At 69.2% G+C, this 18,867-nt stretch carries 21 protein-coding genes; 10 read left to right on the top strand and 11 right to left on the bottom strand.

Translation table 11 applies throughout. From position 1 onward, the window contains the following. The first annotated feature begins 99 nt into the window (after nt 1–99). Complete coding sequence (locus ACGFNP_RS23230; RefSeq protein ID WP_080036407.1) at nt 100–411, top strand: WhiB family transcriptional regulator; 312 nt, start codon at nt 100–102, stop codon at nt 409–411. A gap of 258 nt (nt 412–669) precedes the next feature. On the opposite strand, the gene ACGFNP_RS23235 is transcribed toward ACGFNP_RS23230, so the two are convergent. Beyond that, the gene (locus tag ACGFNP_RS23235; protein ID WP_358314245.1) at nt 670–903 is read right to left on the bottom strand and encodes a DUF397 domain-containing protein; all 234 of its coding nucleotides are present in this window, start codon (nt 901–903) and stop codon (nt 670–672) included. 115 nt (nt 904–1,018) lie between these two features. Then, the gene (locus tag ACGFNP_RS23240; protein WP_358314248.1) at nt 1,019–1,906 is read right to left on the bottom strand and encodes a helix-turn-helix transcriptional regulator; all 888 of its coding nucleotides are present in this window, start codon (nt 1,904–1,906) and stop codon (nt 1,019–1,021) included. A 274-nt stretch (nt 1,907–2,180) separates the two neighbouring features. Here ACGFNP_RS23240 and ACGFNP_RS23245 point away from each other — a divergent pair, with 274 nt between their 5' ends. Further along, nucleotides 2,181–2,513, top strand: a complete 333-nt coding sequence (locus tag ACGFNP_RS23245; RefSeq protein WP_358314251.1) for an ATP-binding protein — start codon at nt 2,181–2,183, stop codon at nt 2,511–2,513. Nucleotides 2,514–2,529: 16 nt separating this feature from the next. On the opposite strand, the gene ACGFNP_RS23250 is transcribed toward ACGFNP_RS23245, so the two are convergent. Both ACGFNP_RS23250 and rsgA read right to left on the bottom strand, forming a co-directional pair. Beyond that, nucleotides 2,530–3,159 (bottom strand): phosphoribosyltransferase family protein, encoded by a 630-nt coding sequence (locus ACGFNP_RS23250; protein WP_358314254.1) that lies wholly within the window; start codon nt 3,157–3,159, stop codon nt 2,530–2,532. Between the two features lie 17 nt (nt 3,160–3,176). Beyond that, nucleotides 3,177–4,274 carry a ribosome small subunit-dependent GTPase A gene (gene rsgA / locus ACGFNP_RS23255; RefSeq protein ID WP_393321859.1) on the bottom strand — a complete coding sequence of 366 codons (1,098 nt, stop codon included), beginning with the start codon at nt 4,272–4,274 and terminating at the stop codon, nt 3,177–3,179. A 318-nt stretch (nt 4,275–4,592) separates the two neighbouring features. Between rsgA and ACGFNP_RS23260 the strand changes: the two genes are divergently transcribed. From ACGFNP_RS23260 to ACGFNP_RS23270, 3 genes are all read left to right on the top strand, one after another. Next, on the top strand, nt 4,593–5,114 hold the full coding sequence (locus ACGFNP_RS23260; RefSeq protein WP_393323626.1) for a sigma-70 family RNA polymerase sigma factor: 522 nt from the start codon (nt 4,593–4,595) through the stop codon (nt 5,112–5,114). Then, complete coding sequence (locus ACGFNP_RS23265) at nt 5,111–5,830, top strand: anti-sigma factor family protein (protein WP_393321862.1); 720 nt, start codon at nt 5,111–5,113, stop codon at nt 5,828–5,830. The genes ACGFNP_RS23260 and ACGFNP_RS23265 overlap by 4 nt, the downstream gene beginning before the upstream one ends. 160 nt (nt 5,831–5,990) lie before the next feature. Further along, entirely contained in the window at nt 5,991–7,292 is a 1,302-nt protein-coding gene (locus ACGFNP_RS23270) for a CHRD domain-containing protein (protein WP_393321865.1), read from the top strand. 1,026 nt (nt 7,293–8,318) lie between these two features. On the opposite strand, the gene glyA is transcribed toward ACGFNP_RS23270, so the two are convergent. The 5 genes from glyA to ACGFNP_RS23295 form a co-directional block, all read right to left on the bottom strand. Beyond that, nucleotides 8,319–9,572 carry a serine hydroxymethyltransferase gene (glyA, locus tag ACGFNP_RS23275; protein ID WP_219530927.1) on the bottom strand — a complete coding sequence of 418 codons (1,254 nt, stop codon included), beginning with the start codon at nt 9,570–9,572 and terminating at the stop codon, nt 8,319–8,321. A 151-nt stretch (nt 9,573–9,723) separates the two neighbouring features. Continuing rightward, nucleotides 9,724–11,064 carry a serine/threonine-protein kinase gene (locus ACGFNP_RS23280; protein WP_393321869.1) on the bottom strand — a complete coding sequence of 447 codons (1,341 nt, stop codon included), beginning with the start codon at nt 11,062–11,064 and terminating at the stop codon, nt 9,724–9,726. Nucleotides 11,065–11,079: 15 nt separating this feature from the next. Beyond that, nucleotides 11,080–12,015 (bottom strand): YihY/virulence factor BrkB family protein, encoded by a 936-nt coding sequence (locus ACGFNP_RS23285; protein ID WP_358314272.1) that lies wholly within the window; start codon nt 12,013–12,015, stop codon nt 11,080–11,082. A 61-nt stretch (nt 12,016–12,076) separates the two neighbouring features. Continuing rightward, nucleotides 12,077–12,451: a YccF domain-containing protein gene (locus ACGFNP_RS23290; protein WP_358314275.1), complete on the bottom strand. Its 375-nt coding sequence runs from the start codon at nt 12,449–12,451 to the stop codon at nt 12,077–12,079. Nucleotides 12,452–12,484: 33 nt separating this feature from the next. Next, entirely contained in the window at nt 12,485–13,261 is a 777-nt protein-coding gene (locus ACGFNP_RS23295; protein ID WP_393323629.1) for a TIGR03084 family metal-binding protein, read from the bottom strand. Between the two features lie 243 nt (nt 13,262–13,504). Here ACGFNP_RS23295 and ACGFNP_RS23300 point away from each other — a divergent pair, with 243 nt between their 5' ends. From ACGFNP_RS23300 to ACGFNP_RS23315, 4 genes are all read left to right on the top strand, one after another. After that, nucleotides 13,505–13,588: a putative leader peptide gene (locus tag ACGFNP_RS23300; protein WP_311132608.1), complete on the top strand. Its 84-nt coding sequence runs from the start codon at nt 13,505–13,507 to the stop codon at nt 13,586–13,588. A gap of 109 nt (nt 13,589–13,697) precedes the next feature. Next, nucleotides 13,698–15,374 (top strand): nitrite/sulfite reductase, encoded by a 1,677-nt coding sequence (locus ACGFNP_RS23305; protein WP_393321874.1) that lies wholly within the window; start codon nt 13,698–13,700, stop codon nt 15,372–15,374. Nucleotides 15,375–15,537: 163 nt separating this feature from the next. Next, nucleotides 15,538–16,266, top strand: coding sequence for a phosphoadenylyl-sulfate reductase (locus ACGFNP_RS23310; RefSeq protein ID WP_358314280.1), 729 nt, complete (start codon nt 15,538–15,540; stop codon nt 16,264–16,266). Nucleotides 16,267–16,274: 8 nt separating this feature from the next. Then, nucleotides 16,275–17,093 carry a sirohydrochlorin chelatase gene (locus ACGFNP_RS23315; RefSeq protein ID WP_393321877.1) on the top strand — a complete coding sequence of 273 codons (819 nt, stop codon included), beginning with the start codon at nt 16,275–16,277 and terminating at the stop codon, nt 17,091–17,093. Nucleotides 17,094–17,115: 22 nt separating this feature from the next. Here ACGFNP_RS23315 and ACGFNP_RS23320 read toward each other — a convergent pair whose 3' ends face one another. After that, entirely contained in the window at nt 17,116–17,676 is a 561-nt protein-coding gene (locus ACGFNP_RS23320; RefSeq protein WP_219530934.1) for a TetR/AcrR family transcriptional regulator, read from the bottom strand. 86 nt (nt 17,677–17,762) lie between these two features. Between ACGFNP_RS23320 and ACGFNP_RS23325 the strand changes: the two genes are divergently transcribed. After that, nucleotides 17,763–18,158 carry a nuclear transport factor 2 family protein gene (locus ACGFNP_RS23325; RefSeq protein WP_393321880.1) on the top strand — a complete coding sequence of 132 codons (396 nt, stop codon included), beginning with the start codon at nt 17,763–17,765 and terminating at the stop codon, nt 18,156–18,158. Here the strand turns inward: ACGFNP_RS23325 and ACGFNP_RS23330 are convergent. Next, the gene (locus tag ACGFNP_RS23330) at nt 18,153–18,866 is read right to left on the bottom strand and encodes a hypothetical protein (RefSeq protein ID WP_393321883.1); all 714 of its coding nucleotides are present in this window, start codon (nt 18,864–18,866) and stop codon (nt 18,153–18,155) included. The genes ACGFNP_RS23325 and ACGFNP_RS23330 overlap by 6 nt on opposite strands. Nucleotide 18,867: the final 1 nt, after the last annotated feature.

An 18,867-nucleotide genomic window follows, 5' to 3' on the forward strand; every position in this document is an offset into this window, starting at 1 on the left:
ACGGGAACATCACGGCCTACCTTTGCGTTGGAACAGTGACGCCGAAAGCGTCCAATGCGGCTCAATTACTGAAATACCTCTCACGAAGGTGGTTTTCTCATGTCTCAGGTACGTCGGCAGCTCGCCCGCCCGCGCCCCAGCTGGGGTTGGCAGGATGATGCCGCGTGCCGGGGTGAGGACCTCGTGCTCTTCTTCGGCCCCGATGGGGAGCGGCAGCCCGAGCGTGACGTGCGCGAGCGGAAGGCCAAGGCGATCTGCGCCCAGTGCCCTGTCCGCAACGAGTGCCTGGACTACGCGCTGTCCCGTCCGGAGAAGTACGGCACGTGGGGTGGCCTGAACGAGGACGAGCGCGCTTCCGAGCGTCGCCGTCGCATGCGCCGCGCGGCCAGCGCCGGCATCTCCGCCGCCTGACTCCACCCGGCAGCGTCCGTGATCACCGCATGATCACGCAGTTGTCCCGATGAGCCGAAGCCTGGCCCGCCACGTCCAGGCTCCGGTGAACCCGGTCGGGACAACTGCTTGATCAAGCACCAGCTCTACCCCGAGCACGCGCTTCAGCCCGGCGTCATCCGTGACGCCGGGCTGAAGTGGTTTCCGGATCTGAATCCCCAGGTTCAGCACCTTCCGGGGACAGGTGCCGCTGGATCGTTACGGCTCGGTGCTGCCGGCTCAGACGATCAGGTCGTCGAACTCGCCGTCCTTGGCGCCCAGCACGAACGCGGTGATCTCAGCCCGCGTGTACACCAAGGCGGGCCCCTCGGGGAAGCGCGAGTTGCGCATCGCCACCTCCCCCGTGGGCAGATCGGCCACCTCGACGCAGTTGCCGTTCGGGTTGCTCCGCCTGCTCTTGCGCCAGACGGCGGAAAGGCGACCGGCGGGCGTTCCGTTCCGGAACTCATGCATGGGGAAGCTCCCTCGCGCGCTTACGGATGCACGTGCAGCCGTGGTTGCGAGATCACGATACGGTAGCGACAAGATCGCCATATAGGTGATGACCAAAATCCTCTTATGGTGTGGATCACACCGACAAAAGCCGCTCCAGGAAGCGTTTGGTCTGCTCAGGGGAGTCGGCCTGGACGCTCAATCGGTCCATGACCTGCATGTAGTGCTCGGACTCCGCCGGCTTGTCGAGGTAGAGGGCGCTGGTGAGCTGCTCCAGGTAGACGACGTCGGGCAGGTCACGCTCGGGGAAGCGCAGGATGCTGAACGGCCCGCCGGCGGCCGCGTGCCCGCCGCGTTCGAACGGGACGACCTGGACGGTGACGTTGGGCCGTGCCGTCATCTCCAGCAGGTGCTCGATCTGCCCGCGCATCACCTCGCGGCCGCCCAGCGCGCGCCGCACCACGGCCTCGTCGATGACCGCCCACAGCTTGAGCGCCCGGTCGCCGGTCAGGCGGTCCTGGCGCCTGATGCGCAGCGCGACGCGCCGGTCGAGCTCCGCGGCGGGAGTCGTCTCGTGCGCCAGCTTGATCACCGCTCTGGCGTACGCGGGCGTCTGGAGCAGGCCGGGCACGAACTGGTTCTCGTAGGTCCGGATGACCGAGGCCGCGCCCTCCAGCCCGATGTACACCTCGAACCAGCCGGGCAGCAGGTCACCGTACTTGTGCCACCAGCCGGGGGCGTTGGCCTGCCGGGCCAGTTCCAGCAGCGGCGCCCGCTCGGCGGGGTCGGTGACGCCGTAGAGCGTGAGCAGGTCGGCCACGTCGCGCTCCTTGAAGCTGACCTGACCGAGCTCCAGCCGGCTGATCTTCGCGTGAGAAGCGCGAATCGCGTACCCCGCGTCCTCCCGCGAGATACGCTGCTCCGTACGGAGCCTGCGCAGCTGCGTACCCAGCAGAATCCGCAGCACCGTCGGGCTTCCCGGCGAGTGGCCGATGACGTTCCCTTCCGCACTCAGTGCGCTCACACTACCGCTCCCAGATCATCTGCACGTGCAGATGCGATTTGCATCTGTAAAACACGAAAAGTCTTGCATCGGTAAGCACACGCCGTAAAGATGGGCATTGGATCACCTAGACCGCGCTTCGGGGGCCAGAATGACGACTTTCGACGCTCGGCCGCAAGCCGCCGCCGGTGCTGAGGCACCGGATTGGCTGCTGCCCATTCTGCTCGAAGGGCGACGCGGACCGTGTGACGCGGCCTTCCCCTTTCACGAACTCAGTACATTCGAGCCCGAGTGCGTGGCCTCTGCCAGGCGGTTCGTCGACCGGACGCTGACCTCGTGGGGCTCCGACGGCATCGTCTTCGATGCCCAGCTCGTGGTCTCCGAGCTCGTCACCAACGCGATGCGGCACGGCGGCGGCGCCATCCAGCTCCGGCTGCTGAGCCGGCTGCGCGAGGTGGCGTGCGTGGTGAGCGACTACAGCCGGCACGCGCCGGCCACCGCCCCCGCCACCGACATCTTCGCCGAATACGGTCGCGGTCTGCGGCTGGTCGAGGCGCTCACCACGGGCTGGGGCTGGCTCACCCCCGGCGGCCAGGGCAAGCTCGTCTGGGCCGTCCTGTCCGCCTGACTCTGGTCTGAGCGCCTCAAACCTCTGCCAGCAGTTCGAGCACGTCGGCGTCGCTGAGCTGGTCGAAGTGCTCGTACCACTGCCCGACCGCCCGGAAATCCGCCGGAACCCGCAGCACCACCACCTCATCGGCCTCCGCGCGCATGGCCTCGACGGTGTCGCGGGCGCCCACCGGGACGGCCAGCGTCACCCGGCCCGGCTTGGCCGCCCGGACCGCCCGGAGCGCGGCCCGCGCGGTCGCGCCGGTGGCCAGGCCGTCGTCGACCACGATCACCTCGCGACCGGCGAGGTCGGGCAACGGGCGGTCACCCCGGTAGACCTTGACCCGGCGGGCCAGCTCGCGCCGCTCCTCCGCGACCACCTCCGCCACCGACGCGGGCGTCATCCCGAGCCGGCGCAGCAGGACCAGGTCGAACACCGGCTCGCCGCCCTCGGCTATCGCGCCGACGCCCAGTTCGGGCGTCGGCGGATAGCCGATCTTGCGGGTGACGAGCACGTCGAGCCGGCCGCCGATGCCGCGGACGATGGGCACGGCCACCGCCACGCCGCCGCGCGGGAGCGCCAGCACCAGGGGGTCCCGCGCGCCGCGCAGGCGGTCCGCGAGCATCGTCCCCGCTTGCGCACGGTCCGCGAACAGCAGGTCCATGCAGGGGTATTACCCGATCAGGGCCGGTTTCTGCCCGTCCGGCGCATCTCCTTGTGAATGATCTTCCACTTGTCCCGCTGCTCCTTGCGGAGCCGCGCGTCGGTGCGCGAGGCCATCCAGGTGGCCTCGCGCTGGAGCTTGCGCCAGCTCAGCAGCCGCCGCTCGGGCAGCTCGCCGTTCTCCATCGCGGCGAGCACCGCGCAGCCGGGCTCGCTCTCGTGACCGCAGTCGTCGAACCGGCAGCCGGCCGCCAGCTCCTCGATGTCGGAGAAGACGAGTTCGACGCCCTCGCTCATCTCGTAGAGGCCGACCCGGCGGATGCCCGGCGTGTCGATGACGAGCCCGCCGCCAGGCAGCGGGATGAGCTCCCTGTGCACGGTGGTGTGGCGGCCCCGCCCGTCGGCCGCGCGGACCTGCTGGGTGTCCATCACCGCGCCCTCCGCCATGGCGTTGACGAGCGTGGACTTGCCCGCGCCCGACGGGCCGAGCACGACGGCCGTGCGCGAGCCCTCGAGGTAGCCGCGGGCGAGCTCGACGCCGTCGCCGAGCACCGAGGAGACGGCGTGCACGTCGACGCCCGGCGCCGCGGTGCGCACGTCGGTGAGCAGCTCGTCCAGGCCCTGTTCGAACAGGTCGGACTTGGTGACGAGCACGACCGGCGTGCCGCCGGACTCCCAGGCCAGGGCGACGAGCCGCTCGATGCGGCCCAGGTCGGCGAAGTCCGTGGCGTGCATGGACGGCTCGGCGACGAAGACGATGTCGACGTTGGCCGCGAGCACCTGGCCCTGGCCGTCGCCCGACAGCCCGCCGCGCGAGTCGCGGCTGACGCCGCCCCTGACGAAGGCGCTGGTTCGCGGCAGGACCGCGTCGAGCTCGTACCGGCCTTCTGGGAGCTCTTTGATCGCGACCCAGTCTCCGACACAGGGCAGCGCCACGGGGTCGTCAGCGGACGCCCTGCGGACGCGGGCGCCGTATTTGACGTGATGCTGCCCGTCGGCGGCGATCACCTCGGCCGCGCCGCGATCGACCCGGGACACCCGGGCCGGGACGGTCAGCGGTGGCAGCTCGGCGGCGCGGGATTCGGTCCAGCCGAGCAGGAACAGATCGGAAAACAACGGAGTGACACCTTTGTGGTCGAGAAGGACCCGGGTCTCTACGCGTGACTACGCGGGCACCCGGAGGTTGACAGACGACAAGCGGAACAGAACAACCCGCATGGTCTTCACCTCCTCGCTCCTGTTGGGGACAGACTCTACGCATCTCCCCTGGGGATTCGCAACGAGTTTCTTCCCGATCTATTGAACCTGGGGCCACATTCTGTCCGTACTTCCTGCCGACTGCACTTTGAAAGGGGAATGATGCGAGTCAGCACGTGTCCCCCGCCCTCGGCCGAGGGAGCCGCCCCCATGGGCAAGCCACGCTCACGCCACCGGATGAGGCGAGTACGTCCGGATGACGAGGTGGTCGTCTCCACGCTCTACCGGGAGTACCACCGGCCGCTGCTGGCATTCGTGATCCGGCTGACGGCGGGCGATCGGCAATGGGCCGAGGACGTCGTGCAGGAGACCATGATCCGCGCCTGGCGAAGTTCCGAGCAGCTCGATCCGAACTCAGCTTCCCTTATGCCCTGGCTAGCGACGGTCGCGCGCCGTATCGTGATCGATGACCGGCGGCGCAAGGAAGCCCGCCCGCCGGAATCAGGCGACGGCCCGCTGGAGAGCATGCCCGTGCCGGACGAGATGGAGGGACTGCTGCACCAGGTGGTCGTATCCGAGGCGCTGATGGCGTTATCACCGGCCCACCGCGAGATCCTCAACGAGACGATCTTGCGAGACCGGTCGGTCAACGACGCCGCGCTGGCGCTCGGCATACCCGTTGGCACAGTGAAGTCCCGGGTTTATTACGCGGTCCGCGCGTTGCGCGTCGCACTGCAGGAGAGAGGGGTGACGGCGTGAACAGAGTCGAGCATACGGACGTAGGCGCCTACGCCCTCGGCCTGCTGGACGACGACGACAGGCTGGCCTTCGAAGCGCACCTCGCCTTCTGTCCGTCGTGTACGGCGGAGCTGTCCGAGCTGGCCGGGGTGGCCAGCGTGCTGACAGGGATCGGGCCGGTGCGAGAAGATCCCCCTCCTGATTACGGGCAGGCCGATGTCGTCGACCTGCTCCGGCGTAAGAAGGCGGAGGACCGGCGGTCCAGGAGGGGCACGTTCGTGATCGGGCTGGCTGCCTCGGTCACGCTGGTGGCCGGCGGACTCGCGGTCGGCACGCAGCTCGGGGGCAATGACGCGGCGCCGGTCGTGGCGTCGGACCAGCACGCCCAGCATCTGGGTCCCGCGGAGCAGTTCTACGCCGACGGCACGCCGATCCCGGGCGTCGGCGCGGACGGCGTGACCGGTGGGCTGGTGCTGGAGTCCAAGGGCTGGGGCACGCATGCCGCGCTCAAGCTCTCGGGGGTGAAGGGCCCGCTCGAATGTGAGCTGATCTCGGTGTCCAAGTCGGGCCAGAAGCGGATCATGACGGGCTGGTCGGTGCCGCCCGCCGGATATGGCGTGCCCGGTTCGCCCGATCCTCTCTACATGCACGGCGGCAGTCCGTGGAAGATTCAGGAAATCGATCATTTCGAAGTGGTCACCACCACAGGTAAGACTTTACTTACCGTCAGAGCCTGAACCAGCTCTTCAGAAGCCCTTCCGCCGCAGGTGGGAGGGCTTTTTTGTATCCCTCTCCCTATGTGTACTTTTACCGATAACTCGATTGAACCTCTTCGAGGCCGGGTCGCGTACTGCTTGCCGTACCAACCCGAATGACAATCCTTTAAGAGGTTTCATCATGTCGATTCGCACGCTCGCCCTGTCCGGGGCACTGCTCGCCACCGGCCTGCTCGCTCCCGTCACCGCAGCTCAGGCGACTGCCAAGGCCTCCGGTGACGACGTGTACCTCGCCGCCGGACTGCGCGGCGCCAACGAGGTGGGCGTCAAGGGTGACGCCGATGGCCGTTCGACCGTGGTCATCAAGATCAGTGGCAACGAGGTCACGTTCGCGGCTCGCTGGAACAAGATCGACTCCCCTACCGCCGGGCACATCCACCAGGCCGCCAAGGGCGCCAACGGCGACGTCAAGCTCGAGTTCTTCACCAAGCCGCTGCCCAAGTCCGCGCTCGGCGTGACCGGCACGGTCACGGCCGACCCGGCGCTGGTCAAGGCGCTGATCGACGACCCGGCCGGCTTCTACGCCAACCTGCACGACGCCGCCCACCCCAAGGGCGCGGTCCGCGGCCAGTTCCACCGGCTGAACAAGCCGATCGACCTCAACGGCGTCCTTCAGGGCAGTAACCAGGCCACGCTCTCCTCGCGCGCCGACGGCACCAAGGAAGTGCCGGCCGACGACGGCAAGAAGCGCGGTGACCAGGACGGTCAGGCCACCTGGTGGCTGCGCCCGAACGGCTCGGCCATCGGCTACACGGCCTTCTGGACCGGGCTCGCCCCGGTGACCAACGGCCACATCCACAAGGGCGTGAACGGCAAGAACGGCGACGTGGTCGCCGACCTGTTCGCCGACGCCGCGGGCCTGCCGTCGAACCTGACCGGCATCGCGGGCGAGACCAAGGTCGCCGCGCCGATCGTCAAGCGCATCGCCGCCAACCCCGGCCGCTACTACACGAACCTGCACACCACGGAGTTCAACGGCGGCGCGGTGCGCGGCCAGCTCTCCGGCGACCCGTTCGCCCACCCCCGCGCGGTCACCGCCGAGGTCCTGAAGGGCGCCCAGATCTACGCCTGCACCCAGCAGCCCGGCGCGGCCCCCGCCTTCACCCAGTTCGGCGTGTCCGCCAAGCTGCGGCGCGGCATCGACCACTCCTTCGTGACCCCCGCCGCGGGACCACCGCAGTGGATCGCTCCAGACGGTAGCGCAGTGCGCGGAACGCTCGTCACCAAGACCCCGAACGGCGACGGCAACATCCCCGAGCTGGTCCTGGACGCCACCCAGTCCGGCAAGAACACCGGACTGCTGGCCCACGCCACCACGATCCTGCGCCTCAACACCGAGGGCGGCGTCGCCCCCACGGGCACCTGCACCGTGGGCGCCAAGACCCAGGTCGACTACCAGGCCGACTATCTCTTCCTGGGCTGATTGTTCCTGAGCCGGCCGACCAACTGAAGACCAGGTCCGCGCGGGCAATCCGGTCCCGCCCGACCACCCACTCCTGAACTGACCGACCAACTGAAGACCAGGTCCGCGCGGGCGATTCGGTCCCGCCCGCAAGGACCGCCCCCGGCTGATGGCGGCGACTTTCCCCCGCCCGCCACCGGCCACCGCCTTCGGGGGTACACCGGCCCATCCCCGAAGGCACCCGACGCCCCGCCGTAACCCTCCGTACGGCGGGGCGTCCGTGTGCCTCCTCGCTTCTTACGGCCTCTCTCGTTACGGGCCGCCGCGCCCGCCCCGCCCGCCGACCAGGGCTTTTTACATCTTTACGACCAGCCGCCCCCCACACCGACCAGCGCTCTCAAAGGCCGATCTGATACGGCCGGCCACCCCCACCCCACCCACCGACCGGGGCTGAGGACTGTCCAGGGGCACGCTCCTCCGGTTTACGGGGTCGGGCGCCGTTACGTGCGCATTGTTGACCATGGGAGCGGTCCATGGTTCGCGTCAGTGCTCAGCCGGTTCGGGTCGCCGGACAGCGCGGCACCCGACAGCTCCCCGCAGTCGGCGGACGACAGCACGGCACGCCAACAGCTCCCCGCAGCTGACAGACGACAACACAGCGCGCCCACGACTCCCCGCGAGCTGGCAGACGATGGCACGGCACGCCCCCGGGGCCCGGCTGTGGGGCGAGGCGCCGAACCGCGCATGTGTGCGCACCCGCAGAACCCGCCGCCCGCCCACCCGCCGCGTCCTCCCGGTGATCACCACCCGGGAGGGGCGCCTCCAGCCCGCCGAACCACGCCACCGGCCAACTGAACGCACGTAACGGCGCCTGCCCCTGTGCGGGTTCAGCGGGCGTTTTCCTGGAGGCCCCCAGCCACGTGCGGTGGGTGGCGGTGAGTGCGGCTTGCCGTAACGGATGAAAGCGGTTCACGCGAAAGGCAAGCCGGGTTCAGCGGGCGTCTTCCTGGAGGCCCCCAGCCACGTGCGGCAAGCGGTGGACCGAAATCAGGCCAGGCCGGGGGCCGGGAACTGGGCGGTGAGCTCGCTGACCTCGTGGTGGACGCGGCTGATGACGTGCTCGGCGTCACCCTTGGCCAGGGCGGTGACGACCTCGTCCATCCACGCGCCGATCTGCCGCATCTCGGCCGGCCCCATGCCCCGCGACGTGACAGACGGGGTGCCGATGCGGATGCCGCTCGGGTCGAAGGGCTTGCGGGTGTCGAAGGGGACCGTGTTGTAGTTGGTCTCCAGGCCCGCGCGGTCGAGCGCCTGGGCGGCCGGCTTGCCGCCGATGCCCTTGGGCGTGAGGTCGAGCAGGATGAGGTGGTTGTCGGTGCCGCCGGAGACCAGGTCGAAGCCGCGGCTCGACAGCTCTTCGGCCAGCGCCTTCGCGTTGGTCACCACCTGGTGCGCGTAGGCCTTGAAGTCGTCGGTGGACGCCTCGTGCAGGGCCACGGCGATGGCGGCGGTGGTGTGGTTGTGCGGGCCGCCCTGCAGGCCGGGGAAGACGGCCTTGTTGAGCGCGGTCGCGTGCTCGTCGGTGGTGGCCATGAGCATGGCGCCGCGCGGGCCGCGCAGCGTCTTGTGCGTGGTCGTGGAGATCACGTCGGCGTGGCCCACCGGCGACGGGTGCGCGCCGCCCGCGACGAGGCCGGCGATGTGCGCGATGTCGGCGGCGAGTACGGCGCCCACCTCGCGGGCGATCGACGCGAAGCCCTCGAAGTCGATCGTGCGCGGGATCGCGGTGCCGCCGCAGAAGATCAGCTTCGGCCGGTGCTCCAGCGCCAGCGCCCTGACCTCGTCGAGGTCGATGCGGCCGGTGTCCTGACGCACGCCGTAGCGGACCGGGTTGAACCACTTGCCGGTGGCCGAGACCGACCAGCCGTGCGTGAGGTGGCCGCCGAACGGCAGGCCCATGCCCATCACGGTGTCGCCCGGCTGCAGGAAGGCCATGTAGATGGCCAGGTTGGCGGGCGAGCCCGAGTAGGGCTGGACGTTGGCGTGGTTGACGCCGAACAGTGCCTTGGCCCGCTCGTTGGCCAGGGTCTCGACCTGGTCGATGACCTGCTGGCCCTCGTAGTAGCGCTTACCGGGGTAGCCCTCGGAGTATTTGTTGGTCAGGACGGTGCCCGTGGCCTCAAGGACGGCCTTGGAGACGTAGTTCTCCGACGCGATGAGCTTGACGGTGTCGGCCTGACGACGCTCTTCCGCCTTGATGAGCTCGGCGATCTGCGGGTCTACGGTAGCGAGAGAACTCATGACTCTCCTGTCATCGTTGACAATGCGCGAAGACCCAGGCGCACGGCCTTCGCCCCTCCGCTCCCCGGTGGTTCGCCCCACCTAACGCGCCAGTCGCTACGTTCTAGACGATAGCGGATCCCATGGGGGCGGCCGGGCACGCATCAGGTGATCAGGCGGATGAGAGGGCCACGTTCTTGATCATGCCGAGCGGTCCCAGGTTGACGTCCACGTGCTCCGCGTCCTCGGGCAGGCCTTCGAAGACGGCCCATAACTGAAGCTGCATGCCGCCCTCGAACGCGGCCTTGGGGACGTCGGCGCACTGACAGGCGTTGTCTTTTCTGGCCGGGTAGATCGGCTTGCCCACACCGGGAGGGACGATGCTCACCTTCGACACGGTGTTGTCGAAGGTGTCCCCGCCGAACCTGTCGTAAAGGGGCGCGTTCTGCTTGCCGACGTTCTTGACCGTCCACTGCAGGCGGGCCGTGCCGCCCTGCCGTACGAGCGAGTCGATCCGTACCTGGAAGGTGGTGCTCAGGGCGTCGACCGTGCGGGTGACGGCGGGGGTGTTCGGCTCGGCGCTCCGCTCCTGCCACGGACGCAGGACGGCGAGCGTGGCGGCCACGCCCAGGACGGCCGCGAGGACGGCGCCGGCGAGCGGGCCCTTCCAGCCGCGCCGCACCGCCCGCGTCCCGCCAGCTGGGCCAGACGAGCCGGATAAACCAGGCGAGCCAGACGACCCCGGCAGGTCAGGCGTGGCAGCGGGCGCTGGGGCTGGCGTGGCAGCGGGCGTGACAGCAGCAGGCGTGACAGCGGGCGTGGGGGACGCCGGTGGGGTCGGCACGATCGGCGTCCAGTTGTCCGTGACCAGCCGGGTGGCGGCGTCCACCGGCACCTCGGCGCGGCCGAGCAGCCGGTCCAGGAGCTGCTGAGCACTGGGCCGCCGCTCAGGGTCCTTGTCCAGGGCCCGCTCGACCAGCGGCCTGATCCGCTCGTCCAGTCCGGTGAGCACCGGCGCGTGGTTGATGACCCGGTAGACGACCTCGGCCACCCCTCCGGTGCCGAACGGCGGGCTGCCGATGCCCGCGTACGTCACCAGGGCGGCCCAGGAGAAGATGTCGCTCGCCGAGGTCACCTGCTCGCCCTTGGCCTGCTCGGGCGACATGTACGCGGGCGTGCCCATGTGCTGGGCGATGGTGACGGGCGCGCCCCCGGTGTCGGCGAGCTGGGCGATGCCGAAATCGATGACGCGCGGCCCGACCGAGCTGAGCAGCACGTTCGACGGCTTCAGGTCGCGGTGCACGACCCCGGCCTGGTGGATCGCGGCCAGCGCGGTGGCCACGCCGACGGCCAGCGCCTCGAGGTTCGAGCCGGTCAGCGGCCCCTGCCGGGCGACCACGCCGGACAGGTCGGGGCCCTCGACGTATTCGGTGGCCAGGTAGACGAACCCCATCCCGCCTTCGCCCAGCTTGCGGACGAGGGTGTACGGCCCGACCCGCTGCTGTCCGTCCATCGGGGGGATTATTTCCTATTTGGTACGGCCAGCGCCCGGCCAGAGCCGATCGATCTCGGCGTTCAGAATGGCCCCGATCAACACGGCGAGCGCGGTGATGTAGAGCCAGAGCAGCAGCGCGATGGGCGCGGCCAGGGAGCCGTAGACGGACACGGGCGAGAACCACGCGGCGAGCACGGCCCGCAGCACGGCGGCGCACACGATCCACAGGAACAGCGCCAGGATCGCCCCCGGCAGTTCCCGGTACCACTTCGTGCGAATCGGCACGCTCACGTGGTAGAGCACGGTCAGGAAGAGCACCGAGCCGATGACCACCACCGGCCAGTACAGCAGGTCGACGAGGACGCCGTACTCCCCCGGCAGCGCGTCCTTGAGCAGCGTCGGCCCGATGACCAGCACCGGCATCACGATGATGCCGATGACCAGCCCGATCACGTACAGGCCGAACGACATCAGCCTGGTCCTGATGATGCCGCGCGCCTCGCCGAGCCCGTAGGAGACGGAGATGAGGTCGACATACACGTACAGTGCCCGCGAGCCCGACCAGAGCGACAGCAGGAAGCCCACCGAGATGATCGACACCTTGCTCGCGTCGTCGCTGAGGACGTCGGTGATGAGCGGGTTGACCACCTTGTGCACGGCGTCGTCGGTGAACAGCAGCCCGGCCTGCTCGATGACCCAGGCCTTGACCTGCCCGATTACCTGAGGCCCCAGCCAGCTTCCGAGCTTGGCCAGGACGCCGATGAGACCCAGCACGAACGGCGGCAGGGACAGCAGCGCGAAGAAGGCCGCCTCGCCCGCCAGACCCGTCACGCGGTAGGTGACGCCCGCGTTCGTGGTCGCGCGGACGGTCGCCCACGACTTCGTGTCGCGCACCCAGCTCAGCCTGGCCCGGGCGTTGGAGGCGAGCCGCCTCCGCTTCGACCGGCTAGGCGCATCGGTGGACGTCATGGCACCCAACGGTTGTGTGGCAGTGACTCTTCGGGACAGCTTACGTCCCCGGAGTACTGCCCTAGTCGACGTCGACGATGCGTGCGCCCAGCGGTAGGAGCGAGACGGGGATGAGCTTCAGATTGGCCACGCCCAGCGGGATGCCGATGACCGACAGGAACAGCGGGATCGAGGTGACCACATGCCCGACCGCCAGCCAGAAGCCGGCGAAGATGAGCCAGATGACGTTGCCGATGGTGGACAGCGCCCCCGCGTCCGGGTCGCGGACGACGGTCCTGCCGAACGGCCACAGCGCGTAGGCCGCGATCCGGAACGAGGCGATGCCGAAGGGGATCGTGACGATCAGGATGCAGCAGATGATCCCGGCGATCGTGTAGCCGATGGCCAGCCAGACCCCCGCGAAAATCAGCCAGATGATGTTCAGGATTGTCCGCATAACCCCAGCATGACACCGCGAACGCTCCTCAGATCATCGGGTATGCCCCTGGCCTTTCCCTGATCGACCCTTACCCGGCGGTCCGGCGAACGCCTGCGCTGTCTCCATCCAGGCACGGGCCGTCTCGCCGGTGATCTCCAGGGTGGTGTCGTCCCGGTGGACGCGCTGGGTGACGAGCAGGCAGAAGTCCAGCATCGGCCCGCTCACCGCGTCGGCGGCGTCCTCGGGCCCCGCCGTCCACGGCGTCCCGTCGGGCATCGTCAGCTCCACGCGGACCGGCCGCTCCGGGAGGGGCAGATTCCGGACGGCGAAACCGTAGGGCATCGCCCTGACCCCGATCATCGCCACGTGCCGCAGCCGGCGGGTGGGCTCTCGGGTGACGCCGAGCGCGTCGGCCACGTCCTGGCCGTGCGCCCAGGTCTCCATCAGCCGGGCGGTCACGAAGGACGCGGCCGACATATCGGGCCCGTACCACGGCAGCCGGTCGCGGGCGGAGAGCCGCGCGAACACCGCGATGCTGCGGGCGCGGGCCGTACGGAACCAGTGGAGCAGTTCGTCAGGGGCCAGCCCGCGGAACTCCGCGGCGAGGTCGTCGGTGGAGGTGAAGTGCGCCGCCGCCGTGCGGAACACGTCGGGATCGGTCGCGGCGGTGCGCGCGGCCTCGTCGAACCAGGCCAGATGGCTCACCTGGTCGCGCACGGCCCACCCCTCGGCGGGCGTGGCGAGCTCCCAGTCTCCGGGTTCGAGGGTCAGTAACAGATCGTCGAGTGACGCGGTCTCCGCGCGCAGGTCGGCCAGCAACTCGCCCATCAGGTCCACGCGGGCCAGCCTAACCGAACAACGTTCTACGAGGAATAATGCAAGGGTGATCTGCGAGAACTGCAAGGACAAGCGCCACGAGGAGTGTCGCGGCGGATCCTGGTGCGATTGCCAGCACCAGCAGGCGGAGGAGCCGGCCGAGTCGGACCTGGACTGGCCTCGTCAGGGGTAGTGAGGCGTCCACAGTCTGGACCCTGTCTTGGACATAACGGATACCTAGCGTATCTTCGAGATATGCCAGCGGACCCCATGCTTGTCGGTCGACGACACGTCGATCTTCAGCGTGTCCGCAGTGCCATCTGTTGCGACGCCCGCTAACCCACCCGTTTTCTCCGTTGCGCGCGTCGCAAAATCTCCTCCTTCACCCCTGCACTCAATGATGAGGCGGGAGGAAGCCTGCGCGCGCCCACCAACCGAAGGACGCGCAATGAGCACCCCTGCCACCAGCCGGCATCACAAACGCCCGCGCGGCGAAGGCCAGTGGGCTCTCGGTTACCGGGAGCCGCTGAACAAGAATGAAGAGAACAAGAAGAACGACGACGGCCTGAACGTCCGCCAGCGGATCATCGACATCTATTCCAAGCGTGGTTTCGACTCGATCGACCCGGCCGACCTGCGCGGCCGGATGCGCTGGTACGGCCTCTACACCCAGCGCAAGCCCGGGATCGACGGCGGCAAGACCGCGATCCTGGAGCCCGAGGAGCTCGATGACCGCTACTTCATGCTCCGGGTGCGGATCGACGGCGGTCAGCTCAGCATCCCGCAGCTGCGGGTCATCGCCGACATCTCCAACGACTACGGCCGGGGCACCGCGGACCTGACGGACCGGCAGAACGTCCAGCTGCACTGGATCGAGATCGAGTCGGTCCCCGACATCTGGGAGCGGCTCGAGGCGGTCGGCCTGTCGACCACCGAGGCGTGTGGCGACACCCCGCGCGTCATCCTGGGCTGCCCGCTGGCCGGGATCGACACCGACGAGGTGCTGGACGCCAGCGAGGAGATCCGCCTGCTGAACGAGCGGTTCATCGGCGACCCGGCCTTCTCGAACCTGCCGCGCAAGTTCAAGTCGGCGCTGAGCGGGTGCCCGTCGCACTGCACGGTGCACGAGATCAACGACGTGGCGTTCGTGGGCGTCGAGCTGCCCAGCGGGGAGAAGGGCTACGACCTGTGGGTCGGCGGCGGGCTGTCCACCAACCCGATGTTCGGCAAGCGGCTCGGGGTGTTCGTACGACCTGACCAGGTGGGCGACGTCTACGGCGGCGTGATCGGGATATTTCGTGATTACGGGTATCGGCGGCTGCGGCACCGGGCGCGGATCAAGTTCCTGGTCAACGACTGGGGCGTGGAGAAGTTCCGGGAAGTCCTCGAGACCGAATACCTCAAGGAGGCGCTGCCCGACGGGCCCGCGCCCGAGGTGCCCCGAGGCTCGCGCCGCGACCACGTCGGGGTCTACCCGCAGAAGGACGGCAACTTCTACGTGGGCTTCGCGCCCAAGGTCGGCCGGCTCGACGGCGACAAGCTGCACGTGATCGCCGACATCGCCGAGCGGCACGGCTCCGGCCGCGTCCGCACGACGGTCGAGCAGAAGATGGTCGTCCTCGACGTCGCGCCCGACCAGGTCGACTCCCTGGTCGCCGAGCTGGAGGCGAACGACCTCCAGGTCAACCCGTCGACGTTCCGCCGCCAGACGATGGCCTGCACCGGCATCGAGTTCTGCAAGCTGGCCATCGTCGAGACCAAGGCCACCGCCGCCAACCTGATCGACGAGCTGGAGCGGCGCCTGCCCGACTTCGCCGAGCCGCTCACCATCAACGTCAACGGCTGCCCCAACTCCTGCGCCCGCATCCAGGTCGCCGACATCGGCCTCAAGGGCCAGCTCGTCGTCGACGAGAACGGCGAGCAGGTCGAGGGCTACCAGATCCACCTGGGCGGCTCGCTCGGCGTCAACCCCGGCTTCGGCAGGAAGGTACGCGGGCTCAAGACCACCGCCGAGGCGCTGCCCGACTACGTGGAGCGGGTCGTGACGCACTACGACGCCCAGAAGAAGGACGGCGAGTCGTTCGCCGACTGGGTGCAGCGAGCGGACGAGGCGGACCTGAGATGACCACGCGTGCCGTTCCCTTCCACTGCCCTTACTGCGGCGACGAGGACCTCGAGCCCTACGAAGGCGATCCCGACGCCCCCGACTCCGCGGCGCACGGCGGCTGGTACTGCCGGTCCTGCGCCCGCGCCTTCAAGCTTAAATTTCTCGGAATCGGAGTGAAGATATGACGCTCGTCGACATCGAGGTCGGTCTAAGAGATCAACGCGGCACGCTCGACCTGCAGGACATCGTCGAGTCCGCCGCGGTCTTCCTGGAGGACGCGTCCGCCCGCGAGATCATCCGGTGGGCGGCGGCGACGTTCGGCGACCGGTTGTGCCTGACCTCCTCGATGAGCGACGCCCTGCTCATCGATCTGGTCAGCCGGGTCAAGCCCGGGGTTGACGTGCTGTTCATCGACACCGGGTTCCATTTCGCCGAGACGATCGGCACGCGTGACGCGGTTCAGCAGGTCTATGACGTCAATGTGATCAATGTGCGGGGGCCGCGCACGGTGGAGGAGCAGGAACGCGAGCTCGGGCCGCGCCTGTTCGGCCGCAATCCGGACCTGTGCTGCTATCTGCGCAAGGTGGAGCCGCTCAACCGGGCGCTCGAACCGTACCTGGCGTGGATCTCGGGCATCCGCCGCGACGAGGCGGCCACCCGCGCCGACACCAAGGTCGTGGAGTGGGACGCCAAGCGGCAGATGGTCAAGGTCAACCCGATCGCCAAGTGGACCCAGGACGACGTCGACAACTACATGGCCGACAACGGGGTGCTGATCAACCCGTTGCACTATGACAACTACCCCTCGATCGGCTGCGCTCCCTGCACCCGGCAGGTCGCGGAGGGCGAGGACCCGCGCAGCGGCCGCTGGGCGGGGCTGGGGAAGGTCGAATGCGGCATTCACCTGTAAACCCCAGCATGTGGCCCGTCTCGTTGGCAGACGGGACGGGCCAGGACGTCCCACTGGTCGCGGTGGCGCACGGGTCCCGTGATCCGCGCGCCGCCGCGACCGTGGAAGCCCTGCTCGACGAGGTACGGCGGGCCCGGCCCGGGCTGCCGGTGCGTACGGCGTACCTCGACCACGCGACCCCGTCCCTGGCGCAGGCGCTGCGCGGGCTGGACGAGGCCGTGGTGCTGCCGCTGCTGCTCACCGAGGCGTACCACAGCCGGGTGGACCTGCCGGCGGCGCTCAACGAGGCCAGGGCGCGCGACCCGCTGCTGCGCGTGCGCTACGGCGCGACGCTGGGACCGCACCCGCTGCTGCTGACGACGCTGGAACGGCGGCTGGCTGAGGCGGGAGTGGTGGTCGGAGATCCGGATACGGCGGTCGTGCTGGTGTCGGCCGGGTCCAGCGATCCGCGTGCCAACGGCGTGGTCGCGCGGATGGCCCGCGACTGGGGGCGTCCTTCGCTCTCCCGGACAGGCTCGGGCTTCAGCGGTGGCTCGGGTGTGGTGGGGCGAGGGTGGTGGGCGGTTACCGCGGCGTACGCGTCGGCGGCCGAGCCGACGCCCGCGCAGGCGGTGGCGCTCCTCCGCGAGGCGGGCGCGCCGCGGGTGGCCGTCGCGCCGTACCTGCTGGCGCCCGGTTATTTCGCCGACAAGGTGCGGCGGACCACCCTCGAAGCAGGCGCCGACGTGGTCGCCGACGTGCTCGGCCCGGCTCCCGAACTGGCCGAGGTCCTCCTGGAGCGCTACACCACCGCCGCCCGCGCGCCCGCCGGCGCGGCGGCCTCGTAACGGCGGCCCATGGCCCAGGACGTCAGCCCGACTCTCCCGCCAGGCTCTCGAAGCACGGACGCAGCAGGGCGAGGATGTCGTCGGCGGGAGCGTCCGCCAGCGAACTCAGCTTGAGCAGGTAGCGATCGAGCACCACTCCGTTGATGATCGCGCTGATCAGCCCGGCCCGCAGCTCGGCGTCGGCGGCCGGGATCGCCGCCCCCACCCGGTCGAGCCAGGCCGACGCCGCCACCCGGAACTCCCCCGACGCCTCCGCGTGCGTGAGCATCGAACGCAGCACGACGAGCGACGCGACCGGTTCGTCGTCGAGTCGCCGGCGCAGCGAGGTGAGCAGGGCCTCCGCCGGATGCCCCACCGGCAGCTCCTCCTCCGGCAGCATGGCCGCGCGCGAGAACAGCTCCTCCTTGCTGCCGAAGTAGTGCATCACCAGCCCCGCGTTGACCCCCGCGGCGGACGCCACCCCCCGGATCGTCGTGCGCTCGTAGCCGAGCTCGGCGAAGGTGGCGCGAGCGGCGGCGAGGATCCGGGCCTCGGTCTCACGGCGCTGTTCGGCGCGGGTACGGCGCGGCTTCTCGTCGGACACCGATTCATTGTACGGGCGTTGACTGAACCACGATCTTCATTATACGGTCGTTCAATGAACACGTGTTCAACGAAAGAGGTGTGACCGTGAACGCACGTGAGGTGGCCGAGCGGGTGCTGGAGACGAGCCTGTCGGCGGATGTGGAGCGGTTCGTGGAGTTGATGGCTCCCGACGGGGTCATCGAGTGGCCGTACCGTCCCGAGGGCGTCCCGGAGACCCTCAACGGGCGGGACGAGATCCGCGCCTTCATGGCGACGGGTGGGCGGCTGATCGAGTTCGAGAAGCACGTCGATGTGGTGATCCATGAGACGGCCGATCCCGAGGTGGTCATCGTCGAGTACACCGTCCATGGTCACGTCGCCGCCACCGGGGCGCCGTTCACCCAGCGGGTCATCGCCGTGATCCGGGTGCGTGACGGACATATTGTGCACTATCGCGACTACATCAACCCGCTCCCGCTGATGGCGGTGCTGGGCTCATGAGCCGGGCCGGCAGTCCTCGATCGCACCTGTAGTGGGGTTGACCATGGCGTGCTGCGGCATCCGGCCGCCGTCCTGCGGTATCTGGCACGTCGCCAGCGAATCCACCGCACCCTTCAGGACGACGGCCGTCCACCGCGCCGGGTATGGCCGGGCGAAGGCCAGGGCCTCGTCGGCCCACTGGGCGGCCGTCCGGTCGGCACCGGCAGCCGACGCGACGGGGATGAGGGCCGCGACGACCTTGTTCTCGCCCCGGAGAGCGGCCAGCGAGCCGGCGACAACCGCGTGCACCCGATCGCAGCGTCCGTGCGCCACGAGCTTGCCGTTGAGCCAGGCCAGCGCGTACGAGCCCACGGGGCAACTGACCGCGACCGAGACCTCCTTCGCCCCGGTCGAGAACGTCAACGTCTTCGGCTTGCCCCCCTCCCGGTAGCTTTCCAGGAACACGAACCTGTTGTTCAAGTCCTCGGTCCAGGTCGGCGAGGGCACGGCCAGAGTGCCGCGCCAGGTCTCCTCGGGGGTTTCAGCCGGTGTGCCGGTCAGGAACGTGACGGCCAGCGCGACGGCGGCGATCGAGCCCGCCACCTGGCCGCGCCTGCGGCGGATGGCACCCGCCCTGCGGTCGACGTCGGCGACGGTCACGCCCCCGTGGGGACCGTCGTGGCTGTCGTGGTCCAGCAACTCGCGCAGGTCCTGTTCGGTGATGGTCATG

The sequence above is a fragment of the Nonomuraea sp. NPDC049269 genome, from assembly GCF_043197155.1.
GTDB lineage: Bacteria > Actinomycetota > Actinomycetes > Streptosporangiales > Streptosporangiaceae > Nonomuraea.